This window comes from Microbulbifer maximicatervae (SeqCode), assembly GCF_052467505.1.
Genome location: NZ_CP174313.1, coordinates 3,856,801 through 3,873,531, shown reverse-complemented (window position 1 = coordinate 3,873,531; position 16,731 = coordinate 3,856,801). Strand labels below are relative to the sequence as shown.

The following is a 16,731-nucleotide window of genomic DNA, read 5'->3' as shown; positions in this document are numbered from 1 at the left end:
GGGGTAGTTCGTCGCTTTTCTACCCCTTTTTGGTCAGGTGATCCTGCCGTCCCTCCCTTTTATATTCCCGGTAAACCGATGCTTTAACCGCATGCCGATGCCCTGGGAGTACCGCATGAGCCATTTCCTGGACCGACTGAAATATCTGAAGAAACAAAAAGAGCCCTTTTCCGGAGGACACGGGGAAAAGACGAATGACGACCGCAGCTGGGAAGATGGCTACCGTCGTCGCTGGCAGTTTGACAAGATTGTGCGCTCCACTCACGGGGTGAACTGTACTGGCTCTTGCAGCTGGAAGATCTACGTCAAAGACGGCCTGGTCACATGGGAAACCCAGCAGACCGACTACCCGCGCACCCGCCCGGACCTGCCCAACCACGAGCCTCGTGGCTGCCCCCGTGGTGCCAGCTACTCCTGGTATATGTACTCGGCCAACCGCCTCAAGTACCCGAAGATCCGCAAACGTCTGGTAAAACTCTGGCGCGAAGCCAAGTTGAGACATAGCGATCCGGTGGAGGCCTGGGCCAGTATTGTCGAAGACCCGGCCAAGGCGCAGTCCTATAAAGAGCGTCGCGGCATGGGCGGCTTTGTGCGGATCAAGTGGGATGAAGTTAACGAGCTGATTGCCGCTTCCAACGTCTACACCACCAAAAAATACGGACCCGACCGGGTGACCGGCTTCTCGCCGATTCCCGCCATGTCCATGGTGTCCTACGCCGCTGGTGCCCGCTATCTGTCTCTGATCGGCGGCAACTGCCTGAGTTTCTACGATTGGTATTGTGACCTGCCGCCCGCCTCACCGCAGGTCTGGGGTGAGCAAACCGACGTGCCGGAGTCGGCCGACTGGTACAACTCCAACTACCTGATTGTATGGGGCTCCAATGTGCCTCAAACCCGTACCCCGGATGCGCATTTCCTCAGTGAAGTACGTTACAAGGGCGCCAAAACCTGTGTGGTCACACCTGACTACTCAGAGTGCTCCAAGTTTGGCGACACCTGGCTGGCACCGCGCCAGGGTACCGATGCGGCTCTGGCGATGGCCTTCGGCCATGTGATCCTGAAAGAATTCCACGTCGACAAGCCCAGCGCCTACTTCACCGAGTATGTGCGCACCACCACCGATATGCCGATGTTGGTGACCCTGGAAGAGCGCGACGGCAAGTTGGTACAGGGCCGATTCCTGCGCGCCTCTGACCTGGCGGACAACCTCGGCCAGGATAACAACCCAGAATGGAAAACTATCGGTGTTAATCACGATGGCCAGCTGGTTTCCCCTCAGGGCTCCATGGGTTATCGCTGGGGAGAGCCCTCAGCGAAAGAAGGCCGTGGCAAGTGGAATATTGAGCAGCGCGATGGTCGCAGTGGCGAAGAGTTGGAGCTGAAGCTCAGCCTCAAAGACTGCGCCGATGAAATCGCACAGGTCGCCTTCCCCTATTTCGGCGGCCAGACCCACGAGCACAATTACTTCCAGCACACCGAACACGATGAAGTAATCGACTACAAGGTGCCGGTGAAGCTTGTTCAAAACAAAGATGGCGAGATTCTAAAAGTAGCCAGCGTTTACGACCTGACCCTGGCGAACTACGGTGTCGAGCACGGCCTCGACGACCCCAACTGTGCTCAGAGCTACGACGAAGACAAGCCCTACACCCCCGCCTGGCAGGAAAAGGTGACCGGCTGTCGTCGTGAGAATGTCATCCAGGTTGCCCGTGAGTTTGCCAACACCGCCGACAAGACCCGTGGACGCTCCATGGTAATTCTGGGAGCGGGTCTCAACCACTGGTACCACATGGATATGAACTACCGCGGGATCATCAATATGCTGATGATGTGCGGTTGTATCGGCCAGAGCGGCGGTGGTTGGGCTCACTATGTGGGACAGGAAAAACTGCGTCCGCAGACCGGCTGGACCCCACTCGCGTTCGGTCTCGACTGGCAGCGTCCACCGCGCCATATGAACGGTACCTCTTTCTTCTATAACCACGCCAGCCAATGGCGCTATGAGAAGTTGGAGATGGATGAAGTGGTGTCGCCGCTGGCCGACAAGAGCAAGTGGCAAGCTTCCATCATCGACTATAACAGTCGCGCCGAGCGCATGGGCTGGCTTCCCTCCGCGCCGCAGCTGGGGATCAACCCCCTGCAACTGACTAAAGATGCCGCCGCCGCAGGTATGTCTGCCAAAGACTACACGGTGCAGCAGCTCAAGCGCGGTGCGCTCAAATTCGCCAACCAGGACCCGGATAACCCGCAGAACTTCCCGCGCAATATGTTTATCTGGCGCTCCAACCTGCTCGGCTCCTCAGGTAAGGGCCACGAGTACATGTTGCGCCATCTGCTCGGTACCAAGCATGGTTTGATGGGCAAAGACCTGGGTGAAGAAGGCGGCAAAAAACCAGAAGACGTGGCCTGGTATGACGCCCCCAGCGAGGGCAAAGTGGATCTGCTGGTGACACTGGACTTCCGTATGTCCACCACCTGTCTTTACTCCGATATCGTGTTGCCGACGGCCACCTGGTATGAGAAAGACGACCTCAATACCTCAGACATGCACCCCTTTATTCACCCGCTCACCAAGGCGGTGGACCCGGCCTGGGAAGCGCGAAGTGACTGGGAAATTTTCAAAGGCATAGCGAAGGAATTCTCCAACCTGACCGATGGCCACCTGGGGGTGGAAAAGGATCTGGTGACTCTGCCGATCCACCATGATACCCCCGGAGAAATCGCCCAGCCGTTCGGTGTACAGGCTTGGTGGAAAGGCGAGTGCGACCTGATCCCCGGCGTTACCGCGCCGAGCATGATTGAGGTGGAACGCGACTACCCCAATACCTACAACCGCTTTACCTCTATCGGCCCGCTGCTGGAGAAACTCGGCAACGGCGGTAAGGGCATCAGCTGGAATACTGACGATGAGGTGGACTTCCTCAAAAAGCTCAATCGCACTTGGAAAGACGAAACTGCTCGCGATGGCCGCGCCCGTATCGACAGTGCGGTAGATGCTGCCGAAATGATCCTGTCACTGGCCCCTGAAACCAACGGCCAGGTAGCCGTGAAGGCCTGGGAAGCCCTCGGTGAGATTACCGGTCGCGATCACACCCATTTGGCCAAGCCCAAGGAAGACGAAAAAATTCGCTTCGCCGATATCGTGGCGCAGCCTCGCAAGATTATCTCCTCGCCCACCTGGTCTGGCCTGGAAGATGAGCATGTGAGCTACAACGCCGGCTACACCAATGTGCACGAGTTGATCCCCTGGCGCACCATCACCGGCCGCCAGCAGTTCTACCAGGATCACGAGTGGATGCGTGACTTCGGCGAGAACATGTGTGTGTACAAGCCGCCGATCAACCTGAAAACCGTGCAACCGGTGTTGAACCAGAAGCCCAACGGTAACAAGGAGATCCTGCTGAACTGGATCACCCCGCACCAAAAGTGGGGCATCCACAGCACCTACTCCGACAACCTGCTGATGCTCACCCTGTCTCGCGGTGGCCCCATCGTTTGGATGAGTGAGTACGACGCCAAGTTGGCAGGTATTGAAGACAACGACTGGATCGAAATCTTCAACGTCAACGGCGCCATTGCTGCCCGCGCAGTGGTATCTCAACGAGTGCCCGACGGTATGGCCATGATGTATCACGCCCAGGAGCGCATCGTGAATACACCGGGAGCGGAAACTACCGGCACCCGGGGCGGTATCCACAACTCCGTAACCCGCGCGGTGATGAAACCCACCCATATGATCGGTGGCTACGCCCAGCAGTCCTACGGCTTCAACTACTACGGCACTGTGGGCTGTAACCGGGATGAATTTGTGGTGGTCAGGAAAATGAACAAGGTCGATTGGCTGGATGGCGAAGACGTCAAAGAGCCGACGCGAGAGGAGGTGTAGCAATGAAAGTTAGAGCCCAGATAGGCATGGTGCTGAACCTCGATAAATGCATCGGCTGTCACACCTGCTCGGTGACCTGTAAAAATGTGTGGACCTCCCGCGAGGGGGTTGAATACGCCTGGTTCAATAACGTCGAAACCAAACCCGGTGTTGGCTACCCCAAAGAGTGGGAGAACCAGGACAAATGGAACGGCGGCTGGACCCGCAAGAAGAACGGTAAATTGCAGCCGAAGATCGGTGGCAAGCACCGCGTACTAGCCAACCTGTTCGGCAACCCTGATATGCCGGAGATCGACGACTACTACGAGCCGTTCGACTTCGACTACCAGAACCTGCACAAGGCACCGGAGCAGAAACACCAACCGGTAGCCCGCCCGCGCTCGCTGATTACTGGCGAGCGTATGGAAAAAATCGAATGGGGCCCCAACTGGGAAGAGATTCTCGGCACCGAATTCGAGAAGCGTAAAAAGGATAAAAACTTCGAGCAGGTGCAGGCCGACATTTACGGTGAATTTGAAAACACCTTCATGATGTACCTGCCGCGTCTGTGCGAACACTGCCTCAACCCGGCCTGTGTTTCTGCATGCCCCAGCGGTGCCATCTACAAGCGCGAAGAGGACGGCATTGTTCTGATCGATCAGGACAAATGTCGCGGCTGGCGCATGTGCGTATCCGCCTGCCCCTACAAGAAGATCTACTACAACTGGAAAACCGGTAAATCTGAGAAGTGTATCTTCTGTTACCCACGTATCGAGGCGGGTCAGCCAACCATTTGCTCCGAGACCTGTGTGGGCCGTATCCGCTACTTGGGCGTACTGCTTTATGACGCAGACCGTATTGAGGAAGCCGCTTCCGTAGAAGACGAAAAAGCGCTCTACCAGGCCCAGTGCGATATCTTCCTCGACCCCAGCGATCCCAAGGTCCAGGAAGCTGCCCGCGCCGAAGGTATCCCCGAAGCCTGGCTCGAAGCTGCGCAGAAATCTCCGGTGTACAAGATGGCTATCGACTGGCAGATCGCCCTGCCGCTGCACCCGGAATACCGCACCTTGCCCATGGTTTGGTACGTGCCACCCCTGTCTCCGATCCAGAACGCAGTACAGGCCGGCCAAGTGGAAACTGTCACCGTGGGTCGTGGCGCCGAGATCCCCGATCTCTCCACCCTGCGTATCCCGCTGCAATACCTGGCCAACCTGCTCACCGCCGGCGACGAGAAGCCAGTGGCCCGTGCCCTGGAACGCATGATTGTGATGCGCGCCTATATGCGCGGCATCCATGTGGACGGCATTCAGGAGCGCGAATTGCTGGAAGAGGCTGGCCTGACCGTCGCCCAGGTAGAAGAGATGTATCGCTACATGGCACTGGCCAATTACGAGGATCGCTTCGTGGTGCCCTCAAGCCATAAGGCCTACGCCGAAAACGCCTACGACATGAAGTCCTCTTGTGGTTTCAGCTTCGGCAACGGCTGTAGCACCGGCAACGACAGCACCAATATTTTCGGTGGCAAGCAGCACGCAGTGCGCGAAGTAATACCCGCCAAAGTAGTCGACTAAGGTCGAGCGGAGAATACCGATGAAAGTACTAAACCTGATCGCCCGCCTGCTGGATTACCCGTCCGATGAGCTGGTGGCGCACCTGGATGAGCTGACCAGCTGGTTGGCTGAATCCGAGGATCTGGATGCTCCGTTGCGCGACAAGCTGCTGGCATTTATCTCCCATTACGAGCGTATGGATGCGCTCGATTGGCAGAGCGAATACGACGGTCTGTTTGAGCGCGGCCGCGCTGTATCCCTGCATATCTTCGAGCATATCCACGGCGAATCCCGTGATCGTGGCCAAGCCATGGTAGACCTGACCGCGCGCTATCGCAGCGCCGGCCTTGAGCTGAATGAGCGCGAACTGCCGGATTACCTGCCCACCTACTTAGAGTTCTGTGCCACCCAGGGGGAAGCTGCCTACGGCTGGGTTCACGATATTACCCATGTGATTGCCCTGTTGAGCGCGCGCTTGTCCAAGCGTGAGAGTCCCTATCACCTGCTGATGGATGCGCTCTTGCAGATGGCAGGGGTATATGTCGATCTGACAGCACTCAAGGAAGAAGTCGCCAACGAAGAACGTGACGATACCCCCGAGGCGCTGGACAAGATCTGGGAGGAAGAGGCCGTTAGCTTTAGCGGCGCCAACAATTGCGACCAGTCAATAACGCGGCCCAGCAATGCGCAGCTGCGCGACGGCCAGCCCCTTAACTGGGCCAACGCCGCGCAGAATTCTGCCCAGCCCGCACCACAGGAGTAACAAGATGAACTATCTGAATACGCTGCTCTTCGCCATCTACCCCTTTGTCGCCCTCACGGTATTTCTGGTGGGTAGCCTGATCCGCTACGACCGGGATCAGTACACCTGGCGTACCGGCTCCAGTCAGTTGTTGGAGCGCAAGCAATTACGCATCGGCAGTTACCTGTTCCATATCGGGGTGATCGCCATTCTCGCGGGCCACTTTGTCGGCCTACTCACACCCAAGGCAGTGTGGCACTTCCTTGGAATTGAAGCTTCCACCAAGCAGATGATGGCAATGGGGATCGGTGGTTTCTTCGGGGTGATCTGCTTTATCGGTCTCACCATTCTGGTGAAGCGCCGCCTCACCAACAAGCGCGTACGCGCAACCACTTCCAAAATGGACTTGGCCATACTGCTGATGCTCTACGCGCAATTGATCCTCGGCCTGATCAGTATTGTGGTATCTGCCGGCCATATGGACGGTGCTGAAATGCTCAAATTGATGGCTTGGGCTCAGTCCATTGTCACGCTGGATGGTGCCGGTGCAGCTGCTGCAATCAGCGGAGTGAACATCATTTACAAGCTGCATATTTTCCTCGGCATGACACTGTTCCTGCTGTTCCCCTTCAGCCGCTTGGTACACGTATGGAGTGTTCCGGTGCAGTACTTCCGCCGCAATTACCAGGTAGTCCGCGCCAAAGCTGCGCGCTAATCCCTGCAACTATTAAATGGCCCGCCATGAGCGGGCCCAGTGTGGAGTTGAGTCATGAATACATTACTGGCCACTGATGCTGCCGGCGGCGAATTTGAGATGGCCGAGGTAGTGGCCGTTAACGGAACTGAAATCCCCGCTGACCTGATCTACCAAGAGATGCAGTACCAGCCTGCAGATTCTCCGCGTCAGGCGATCTACTGCGCCGCACGCGCTCTGGTTATCGGCTGGCTGCTACGAGATCGAGCTGCAGGGCAGGGTCTCTGCGCTGCCGACGAAGACTTGCACAGTGAGGCTTTCGATCGCGCAGTCTCAGATCTATTAAAAGGCGAGCTACAGGTGAACCCGGCAACCGACGCCGAGTGCCGCGCGTACTTCGAAGCCCACCCGTATAAGTTCCGCTCCGATCCCCTCGCAGAAGTACGCCATATCCTGATCCCGGCTGCACCGGATGACTCCGAGGCCTGCGCCAAGGCACGCACCGCAGCCGAGAATATGCTGGAACAGATTCGCGCCGACTCCAATCCGCTTCAATCTTTCGCTCGTTTGGCCCAATCCCACTCAGCCTGCTCCTCCTCCGAAGCCGGTGGTAGCCTCGGCCAAGTAGGGCGCGGTGATACCGTCGCCTCCTTCGAACGCGCAGTGTTCGAGCAGGGCACCGGATTGGTAACGGAACCCGTGGAGACCCCCTACGGTGTGCACCTGATTTATGTGGAGCAATGCGAACCGGGCCGCCCACTGGAATACGAATATGTCTCGGAGCGAATCGAGGAATACCTGACCGAAAAACGCCGCCGCCGGATGACCAGCGACTACCTGCAAAAAATGGTGCAGGCCGCGCAAATATCCGGCCTGGACTTATCGGGGGAGGCCCACTGAGGTGGCAGAGATCCGCCAACTGTTCGCACGCAACCGTGCCTGGGCAGAGGATAGGACGGCACAGGACCCGGAGTTTTTCCAACGCCTGAGCCGCCTGCAAGTACCCAAGTATTTATGGATCGGCTGTTCCGATTCCCGCGTGCCCGCCAACGAGATTGTGGGTATGGCACCGGGGGAGCTGTTCGTTCACCGCAACATCGCCAACGTGGTGGTACACACAGATTTTAATTGTCTCTCGGTACTGCAATACGCCGTGGAAGTACTCAAGGTTGAACACGTGGTGGTGTGTGGCCACTACGGTTGCGGCGGAGTACAGGCTGCCATGGGCCACAGCGAATGTGGCCTGGTGGATAACTGGCTGCGCCATATCAAGGATGTCTACGCCCGCCACAGGCAAGAGCTGGAATCCCTTGATAAAGAATCCCGCTCAGCGCGTCTTTGTGAATTGAATGTGATGGCACAGGTACAAAACCTGGCCATGACCAAAATAGTCCAGCACGCCTGGGATCGAGGCCAACGCCTGAGCCTGCACGGCTGGATCTACGATATTCGCGACGGCCTGATTAGAGATCTGGGAATGCGGATGGACGACCGCGGTCAGGTGCCAGAGATTTATCATGTTTATGGTGAGGTGCAGGAGGTGGGGTGAGTTTATAACTGCTTTATCCCCTTCGAGACCATAAGTATAAATAGCGCAGTTGCGTTTAAATATTTTTTAGTAATACTACGTTCGATTCTACTTGGCTTCTGCTAAAGCAGACGGCTATCAGCATCAGGTGGGGCGGAGCGATACCGCCGTCTCTTTCCAAACTGCAAAGAGGGTAACCATAAATACCGTTATCCTCAATCACATGTTCGCCCCATGCTTATCTCTATTTCTTCTAACTCCCAATACTGCACTGAGTGCAAGACACAGTGATTAAATCCCTAATATGATAAATAAATAGCGGTTTATTACTGATAGGGCCCTTAAATACCTGAATTACTTAAGCTGCGAAATAAAGCCAATGCACTCAAGATCGCGGGATACTGGCGTAATAAGAGCTAGAGATAGATTTTGGTGAGGAGATAATCAGTTGGCAAAAAAAGAAGGCTAAACCCTAGAACGAGCTGAACAACTTTTAGAAGTACAAAATCAAATTGATCATTTGAACATCAATTTAGATATGTGAGTTATACGCTAAAATCTCTCTTTCTCCTATTCTGTGCTTGCTGCTCCCCGTAGCACTCTGCTTTTCCTAAAACGCTACTTTATATGCCACTTTATCGTCTGAAGTCTATCTGATTTTCGAACATCGATAGGAGACAAAAATATTTATCTTAAAACCTTCGATTACTGGAAACTCAATATTTGAAAATATTCAAATTTAGTAACAAGAAATTAAGGATAAGCAGACAAAGATAAAGAGTTTTACGTCCCCAGATTGTGGCTTACTTATTATAAATAAATATATTCGCGAATAAATGAAAATCATTAAGTAATTTATAAATTCATAAAATTAATAAGCGCTCCCGATATTTATCCTCACGAAAAAAATATAACTAAAACTGGCATCAAATACCATGTTTATCAAAATTTGTATCCCTCCGAACTGACGGAGAAAAGCGTCTTATAGGAGTGGAGATAAGAGGACTTGGAAGTTGAATATTACTGCAGTTTAAGTGGGCCCAATTTTTTTCTTCTCCAGCGATGATTAATGTAGATGCATTACCCGTAAGGGATGAATACCCAGCGTATTCATGCTTCTACCTATTCTAATTACTAAAAATAGGAAATAATGAACATGAAAAAGATCCTTACCGCGCTCGCCCTGGCAATTGTTAGCACCGGTGCAGCCGCTGACACCTGGTCTCCCCAAGGTACCATTGGCCTGGCCAATGTCGGTGATATAAAAGTATCTAAGGGTATAAACCTTACTTGTGGTCTATCTGGTAGTTCTACTACAAATTCAGCAGGTAACGCCTCTGTGGGCAGCTTGTCATTGAATACTGGTTTCCTTTGTGGGTCAGTTAGCTTTACCAATCTGCCCTATACATTGGTAGGTAATGCAGGGAATACCGTTACCCTAAAAGATGTAACTGTTGCAGCTATTACCGGCAATTGTTTTGGTGATATTACCGGTAGTTTTAACCAATCAACCGGAGAAATTACTTTTAATGCCGCGGTACTCCCAAGCGTAGGTTTTGGTAGCGACTGCAAAATAACCGGTACTATCTCCACAAATCCCCAGGCATCTTTCGTGCCATAAGTAACCTTTAAAAACCCAATATCTAAAGTAGAGTAGTCAGAAAGTACTGGCTACTCTACTTGGCCACATTTTTATATTCATAAAAAAACCAAGATATCTGTTTCTAAATATCAATCATTATCTGCAAAAAAAATTTCTCATCCTCTTTTTTTAATATGCCTGCCATTAGTTGACCCGTTCGCTTCATTAACTCGGCACGTTAATAATTTACCAAATGTACAGATATATAGTTTTTGCCAAACTATTTGTCTATAGATTGTATAAACTTGCATTTCGGCTCAAAGTTACTTTAGGTCTTAATAAGAAGACAATGTAGGGAGACTAGGGTATTCTCAAAATAAAGTACAATTGGGAGGTGTGTGGCTAGCCCTAGCAAACAATCACCAACCGCCGGCTATACGATTGATCGATGATTTATATGAGTGATAAGAAAATTAGAAATGGAGGTATTTTCAAGCATAGCCAGTCTGAAATACCAGTAAGACACTATAGAACCATTAGTGTCTTACTGGAAATATAAAAATTAGAAACGCTTATTTAGACTAAAGCCTATAATACGCGGATCCAGGGTAAATACATTGGTGGTAAGGCCGGAGTCATCGCTATTGGTAAAGGCGCTTGTGATAGGCGTATCATCAAAGATATTCTTCACATACAACTGCATTTGCAATTCTGATTCCGGATGAGTAAGGGTCGCTGACGCATTGAAGTTATCCCAGGCTTTTAAGCGGTCATACTCGGTATTATAAACCCGCGCATAACTCTCAGACTGTCGATAGTAATCTGCACGTAAAGCTAATTCCCAATCTGAAAGGGGAATAACATGCTCCACTGCTAAGTTAAACGTTAACTTAGGAGCATTTGGTAATTCATTGCCACTTAGGTCAGCAGAAAAACCACGCCCGCCATTTGGGGCATCTGTTAGGGGATTATATTGGGGCAGATCGTAACCGAAAAGAGCTAAAATTTGATCATATCTTAGGGGAGCGTCAATCGCATCAGAGTATGAGCCCCACTGGCTTGAGCCTGCACATAATGCCCATAGGGGTGTCATGAAAAATATAGGCTCCAAAGCAATAGCAGCTTCAACATACTCGACTGGGGCAATACAGTTGGAAGGTACCTGTAAGGAGGGCCGCAGAACGGTCCAATCTTCATTCCCCTGGGTACGATCCATGACATCTATGGATTCCTCCCCTTCCGCTATGCGGGTTCTCAAGTAACCCACATTCATATTCATCCTGGTACTCTCTGTCATTTGCCATGCCAGCTCTAACTCCAGTCCCATACTTTCTGCATCAAAGTTTTCGTTTAATGCGATACGGTCAACAATCTGGGAAACCTGGTAGTCGGTATAGTCGTAATAGAAGGCAGTTGCGTTTAAGTTTAGGCGGCCATCCAGCAAAACATTCTTGGTGCCGAATTCAAGGGAATTTACGAATTCCGGCTCAAAAGTGTTGTCTAGTGGCTGATATTGAACCCGCGCAGGGTCAATCTCCGCCCGTGGTGGGTTGGAGCCGCCTCCTTTATAACCGTGAGCAAAAGAAACATAGAACATTGTATCATCGGTAAAGGGGGTATCTGTTCGCCAGTCCAGCACCGCTCGTCCGGTATACTCCTTCCAGCTTTGAGAAAACTTCTCCCCTTCAGGATATCCCATATGCGTATAGCCACCTGAGCTGTTACCTGGAACAGTAATACCATCTTCATGATACGTACCAAGTAATAACTGGCTGGATATAGGGGTGGTAGTTTTTTCGTCATCAGTATACCGGAGGCCTGTGGTAAGTTTTACATCGTCCGTGATTTGCCAATATGCCTCCCCAAATACAGCCCAGGAACGGGTATCTACTAAGTTACGACTGAGGAAGTAGTTGTGTCCCATTTCATCAATATTTTCCAGGGAATTAGGGTCGATATATATACAGTCTGACCCAACTAAATCTGTGGTGGGGTCAACGCAATTGATCGGAATATTATTGCCATCCTCATCTGTTCCCCGGCTGTAAACATATTCAGCAATCATGGTGAACATATTATTAAAGACAAAGTAGTCATCCTGGGTTTCAAAATTCAGGTAGTTCGCACCGAAGGAAAAATTCCAGGGCCCATCAAATGCAGTCTGCAACCGGAATTCCTGGCTCCACTGTTCATTATCGGAACGGCTGATATCAACTCCCAAAATACCGTCAGAAGGACCAAGTTGTGGGTCAGTATAAATACCTCCGGGGGTGGGGCCCAATGACCACTGATCACCAATTTCTGCTAGGTCATTAAAGACCGCGCCAGTGGTAAACCGATTATAATCCTGTGAAGAATAGTAATCATCCTTAGCATAGGTAGACTGGGAGTAAAAGGTGAGGGTATCAGATAAAGCCCATTCAAAATTCAGCTGTACCAAGTCATTTTCTGCACGAAATACTGGGTCAAAACTAGTAGATATTTCACGTAAATCTCGCGACTGCTCTACACCGCTGTAGGGATCTTTCCAGTCTGATAAACTACCTCCAAAAAGGTATGGGTCAATCAGCCCCGCTGCTGAAAGTATATAGGCGAGCCCCGTTCCATTGGGTGCATCAAAAGCATCTGCGCTGTATAGTGAACCAGGCAAACAGCCCTGACTTGTCATACCTTTTGATAGACTTGTTGTCTCTGTGTTCCCGACCATGTCATCACCGGGGTCAGTAGTACAAAGCTGCTTACCAGTGCGGGATCGCTTGTCATCTTCATCAAAGTGTTGCCAAATCAAATTAGCATTAAACTTATCACTGGGAGTCCATTCAAAAATGGCACGCGTGGAGTAGAGATCCCGGTCGTTAACATCATTCTTGGTATAAGTATTGTAATCAAAGCCATCCCGCTTGGTCATGGCTCCAGAAAAGCGGAAAGCCATAGTTTCACCCAGCGGTATATTCAACATACCCTTGGTACGCTTACTATTATAATTGCCCACTTCAACCTCAATCTCTGAGGCGAATTCATCTTCCGGCATGATTGGTAACATATTAACCACACCAGCAGTGGCGTTACGGCCATATAATGTGCCCTGAGGGCCACGCAGAACTTCTACCCGCTGTACATCAAAAAATTCCTGCTCAAACAGACGATTCCTGATTAAAGAAGCATTATTAAAGCTTACTGCAACGGCAGGATCACTACTGGCAGAAATTGACTGAGTTCCCACTCCTCGAATAGAGAAATTGTATGAGCTAAAGTTTGTTTTGGAGAAGTTAACATTGGGAACGGCTCGCAACAGTTCATTGCCCCCTTCGATCTTTAAAGCATCCATGTTATCCCCAGATAGCGCAGAGACTGCAATAGGCACATCCTGAATGCTTTCCTCAATTTTCTGTGCGGTAACCGTAACTTCTTCAATGGCCGAACCAGAATAGTTACTGGGCTTGTCCCCTTGCCCCTCCTGGGCAAATGCTGCCACAGATGCAGTATTTATTACCAAACAGGCAATCGCCACACTGTACCAGGGGGTTGAATAGTCGCTAGGGTTTGCGGCGGGGATTGCTTGAGCAATCAAATTTTTTTGTTTACGAAGGCGCATCATCATACTGAGTTTCTCTCTCTTATGCTCACTATTATTTTTTTCAAGGCCAAAACTGCCTTCCTTGGGGCCCAACTAGATTGAAGACGTAAAAAAAAGATATTAGGGGGGATAAAAAAGAATATAGAAGTTTAAAAATTTTACTTTTTCTAAGTAACGCACAAGAATTGGGCGCAATCGAAGTCTGAGCGTTGAAAACCGTGCCTAAATGGTTGGTGGGTATCTATATTAAATAGAAATTTTTCAACAAATAATTACCTTCAGGATCTCATATTTACATTGTAGATATAATGTAAGTCCTCACAGAATGTTGACGTAGAACAGAATTGTATAACATATGAAAGAAAGAGCTTTTCATAGATATCATAAGGTTAATGTCTAGCTTGATTCAGCTTATTGTCCGTTAAAGAAGCATGGAAATTAAATGTGGTTACTATTTGGTAAACCTAAGTCTTACTAGATAAGTATGCTAGTAGTGAGAATGGCCTTGTCTGAAGTAGGTAGAAAATATCAAAAAAATCATAACACTCTAATATTTAAAAATTTTTAATTTAAATTCTGGCGTTTGTTTTTCCTCTGACAGATATTTTTCCAGGTAAGCTTATTCTATTAAAAGCATGTCATTCTATTTGGTGAGTTTAGATATATATTCTATAGAGCTTGATATATCACTCATCAAATAAATTTCTGTAAAAATTCTATCTATTAAATTTATAGCATTTTTCAGGTATGTGATTTTTATGCTCTGATCTGGTGCATGTCTTCCGTTCTTAATCCATCAGTAGGGTCCTAATCCAGTCTTTTTAGGGGGAACTTATACCGATATTTCTTAGCTCTTAGAGGATCAGCTTGAGTTCAAAATACTTATATAAAATCTTCAATCAACAGAGGCATAACAATGAAATTTATCACCACATTAATTGCTGCGGTAATTTATATATTACAGGCAACTATTCAAGATTATAAAATCAGAGAGCGAGAATATTCCGTTCCACTTTCAACTATGCCAGATAACGTACAGGCACTTGCAGATGAAATGTTTGAAGAAGCAACTAAAGATAAGCAGCTTACTGCAGAGCAAGCTCAACAGATTGAAGCTGGTATTTGGAAGATGTTAGGTGAGGGCGCTGTACTTCAGAGAAATCATGAGCTGAAAAAAACAAGAGAAAAAATATCTTACTTAGGGCAGCTCTTATCTTGGTTTATGAAGGCAAAAGGGCTGACCTATGCACAGATTGAAGAAAAATATAGAAGCGAATTTACTGAATCTGAAAAGGAGCTACATAGAGCAATTGTAGAATCTGCCTCTCGTTCCAATCAGGATCTAGTCGGCAAACTTTGGAAGTCAATCTGCAAAACCTTTTGGGGGCAGGCAAAGCTATAATCAGAATCCTGATATTTAAGTTTACTTAAATGCCAACCTTATTAAGTTCCTAATAGGTTTATATTAGGAACTTGTAATGGCGCTGATCTTAAACCGGATGAATATAGTCTTGCTATGATAAATAGAGTAGCTATCCAAATTCCATAGAAAGTAGTAATACAAACAACAAATCTATGGGGCTCTGGATTGCTACTCTAAATTACATAGCTATTTATTTTCATTGCTTAGGTCGATAACTTCAATTCTTACCCCTTTATCAACCATCTCGGATAAATGGAATTTACCGTTAGGTTGTTTCACTATGGATTTTTCAATATCACCAGATACAAATTCCCATAGCTCAGGATTCAGTGCATTTGGCTTTGGCTTGTAAACTTCCGCAGTGAAACCACGTTTTGGTTCATTTTCACGTAAAATAACGATATCACCCTTGTAATCTGGAGCTGTTATTATCGTTAATGTAGTTGTTTCGATCTTATCGCCGAATCCTTTTTTGTTCCACTCTCGTAAAACAACATCAACCTGAGCTTTGTCCAGTTTAACATCATCCGTTTCCGTGCTGGCACAGGTGAAGGATGACAATGTCATTAAAAATAGTAGTAGGATTTTTATAGGTTTTAGCATAAATATAATTACTTACAGTTGGTGGAAGTAATAGTTAAAAGGTTGTGCGTGTCTGGCGGTACGACAATAATTCCTGAGAGCCAGGGAAACATTTTTAATTGTGTCTTAGTATATAATCCATCGCCAGCTTCTTTTTCCCAGTGTGATTCGTACACAAACTCTTTTGAATAAAGCCATACATGCCTACCGCCACTTGACATTCCCAGTCCAAATGGAATATTTGAAAATGTGTTGTAATCTGCGTCTTGTTTCTTGGTTAAATCCAAATAGGTGGTCACTTTATTTTTGCTCGGCTTATAGTTTATAACAGTATTGCTGATCGGCACACGACCAACACTATAAGTACAGTTTTTCTTTACCTGATTGTAGTAGCTCGCAATATGTTCACCAAGACCATCACTAGGGTGCTTAACGTCAGGATTATAATATACGCCTTTCCAGTTATGAGTATTAATCAAGTATTTTGCTAACTCGGTACCTTTTTCTCCAAGTCCACCCACTCGCTTGCTGGAATTAAGCTTTCCAAGCTTCTCAAAACTATATTTAAGAACCCAAATTGCCATTGTTATACAATCGCTAGAAATATGATTTTTATATTTTGTGGGGTTACCTATTTTAAGCTGGCTACCAACATGATTGCTGTGATCATTCATAATAGAATTAATCTTGTCTACAGCATGCTGTGAAAATGTCTTTGTCATACCTAACTTCCCAGTTGTTATTATTGTGGAATTTCCTTATCGAGAACGATTTGATTAGATGACAATAGCCAATTAGGGTCAAGGAAATGAAAATATAGATCCTGTACTGCTGAGTTTGTTATAGTGTATTTTAGGCTGATAATATCGCTCTAAAAACGGAGCTACTTCACATATTTTGTTTTTGATATTTATCAATCACCGGCATAAATCATTAAGAATCAGAAAGTTAGTACGGTGAATAGTAGGTATACACTTGTTAGCCATTGAACCTTGATGTTGCTAAAGCAAGAAATAACATAGCATTACACCGAGTATAAGAAATAAAAAATGGGGTGTGATAGATAATCTTCGCCCAAATTTTTATGTTAAATCAGAGCGCGTTATCTATATTTGGAGCTACATTTCTGTAAGGTGGACTATCGTACCGGATATGCCTGGTGTTAAGTGTTGGAGTAAACATCCCTGC

11 protein-coding genes are annotated in these 16,731 nt (G+C 48.5%); 8 read left to right on the top strand and 3 right to left on the bottom strand.

Features of this window, described 5'->3' with window-relative positions; all coding sequences use genetic code 11:
- Positions 1–91: 91 nt before the first annotated feature.
- From ACJJIN_RS17045 to ACJJIN_RS17015, 7 genes are all read left to right on the top strand, one after another.
- Complete coding sequence (locus ACJJIN_RS17045; RefSeq protein WP_444895519.1) at positions 92–3,886, top strand: nitrate reductase subunit alpha; 3,795 nt, start codon at positions 92–94, stop codon at positions 3,884–3,886.
- A 2-nt stretch (positions 3,887–3,888) separates the two neighbouring features.
- The gene (narH, locus tag ACJJIN_RS17040; protein ID WP_282930424.1) at positions 3,889–5,436 is read left to right on the top strand and encodes a nitrate reductase subunit beta; all 1,548 of its coding nucleotides are present in this window, start codon (positions 3,889–3,891) and stop codon (positions 5,434–5,436) included.
- 19 nt (positions 5,437–5,455) lie between these two features.
- Positions 5,456–6,178 carry a nitrate reductase molybdenum cofactor assembly chaperone gene (gene narJ / locus ACJJIN_RS17035; protein ID WP_282930423.1) on the top strand — a complete coding sequence of 241 codons (723 nt, stop codon included), beginning with the start codon at positions 5,456–5,458 and terminating at the stop codon, positions 6,176–6,178.
- Between the two features lie 4 nt (positions 6,179–6,182).
- Positions 6,183–6,872, top strand: a complete 690-nt coding sequence (gene narI / locus ACJJIN_RS17030) for a respiratory nitrate reductase subunit gamma (RefSeq protein WP_282930422.1) — start codon at positions 6,183–6,185, stop codon at positions 6,870–6,872.
- A gap of 54 nt (positions 6,873–6,926) precedes the next feature.
- A complete protein-coding gene (locus ACJJIN_RS17025; RefSeq protein WP_444895518.1) occupies positions 6,927–7,751 on the top strand; it encodes a peptidylprolyl isomerase in 825 nt (274 codons plus the stop codon).
- Position 7,752: 1 nt separating this feature from the next.
- Positions 7,753–8,400, top strand: coding sequence for a carbonate dehydratase (gene can / locus ACJJIN_RS17020; protein WP_444895517.1), 648 nt, complete (start codon positions 7,753–7,755; stop codon positions 8,398–8,400).
- A gap of 1,135 nt (positions 8,401–9,535) precedes the next feature.
- The gene (locus ACJJIN_RS17015; protein ID WP_413663995.1) at positions 9,536–10,000 is read left to right on the top strand and encodes a PraA/PraB family alkane oxidation protein activator; all 465 of its coding nucleotides are present in this window, start codon (positions 9,536–9,538) and stop codon (positions 9,998–10,000) included.
- A gap of 523 nt (positions 10,001–10,523) precedes the next feature.
- On the opposite strand, the gene ACJJIN_RS17010 is transcribed toward ACJJIN_RS17015, so the two are convergent.
- Positions 10,524–13,562 (bottom strand): TonB-dependent receptor, encoded by a 3,039-nt coding sequence (locus tag ACJJIN_RS17010; protein ID WP_444895516.1) that lies wholly within the window; start codon positions 13,560–13,562, stop codon positions 10,524–10,526.
- 892 nt (positions 13,563–14,454) lie between these two features.
- Here ACJJIN_RS17010 and ACJJIN_RS17005 point away from each other — a divergent pair.
- Positions 14,455–14,940: a hypothetical protein gene (locus tag ACJJIN_RS17005; protein WP_444895515.1), complete on the top strand. Its 486-nt coding sequence runs from the start codon at positions 14,455–14,457 to the stop codon at positions 14,938–14,940.
- A 207-nt stretch (positions 14,941–15,147) separates the two neighbouring features.
- Here ACJJIN_RS17005 and ACJJIN_RS17000 read toward each other — a convergent pair whose 3' ends face one another.
- Positions 15,148–15,564, bottom strand: a complete 417-nt coding sequence (locus ACJJIN_RS17000) for a hypothetical protein (protein ID WP_444895514.1) — start codon at positions 15,562–15,564, stop codon at positions 15,148–15,150.
- Between the two features lie 8 nt (positions 15,565–15,572).
- The gene (locus ACJJIN_RS16995; protein WP_444895513.1) at positions 15,573–16,265 is read right to left on the bottom strand and encodes a hypothetical protein; all 693 of its coding nucleotides are present in this window, start codon (positions 16,263–16,265) and stop codon (positions 15,573–15,575) included.
- Positions 16,266–16,731 lie beyond the last annotated feature (466 nt).

Coding starts and splice junctions, on each gene's coding strand:
- ACJJIN_RS17045 (WP_444895519.1), top strand. CDS start 92: ATGCCGATGCCCTGGGAGTACCGCATGAGCCATTTCCTGGACCGACTG.
- narH (WP_282930424.1), top strand. CDS start 3,889: ATGAAAGTTAGAGCCCAGATAGGCATGGTGCTGAACCTCGATAAATGC.
- narJ (WP_282930423.1), top strand. CDS start 5,456: ATGAAAGTACTAAACCTGATCGCCCGCCTGCTGGATTACCCGTCCGAT.
- narI (WP_282930422.1), top strand. CDS start 6,183: ATGAACTATCTGAATACGCTGCTCTTCGCCATCTACCCCTTTGTCGCC.
- ACJJIN_RS17025 (WP_444895518.1), top strand. CDS start 6,927: ATGAATACATTACTGGCCACTGATGCTGCCGGCGGCGAATTTGAGATG.
- ACJJIN_RS17015 (WP_413663995.1), top strand. CDS start 9,536: ATGAAAAAGATCCTTACCGCGCTCGCCCTGGCAATTGTTAGCACCGGT.
- ACJJIN_RS17010 (WP_444895516.1), bottom strand. CDS start 13,562: ATGATGATGCGCCTTCGTAAACAAAAAAATTTGATTGCTCAAGCAATC.
- ACJJIN_RS17005 (WP_444895515.1), top strand. CDS start 14,455: ATGAAATTTATCACCACATTAATTGCTGCGGTAATTTATATATTACAG.
- ACJJIN_RS17000 (WP_444895514.1), bottom strand. CDS start 15,564: ATGCTAAAACCTATAAAAATCCTACTACTATTTTTAATGACATTGTCA.
- ACJJIN_RS16995 (WP_444895513.1), bottom strand. CDS start 16,265: ATGACAAAGACATTTTCACAGCATGCTGTAGACAAGATTAATTCTATT.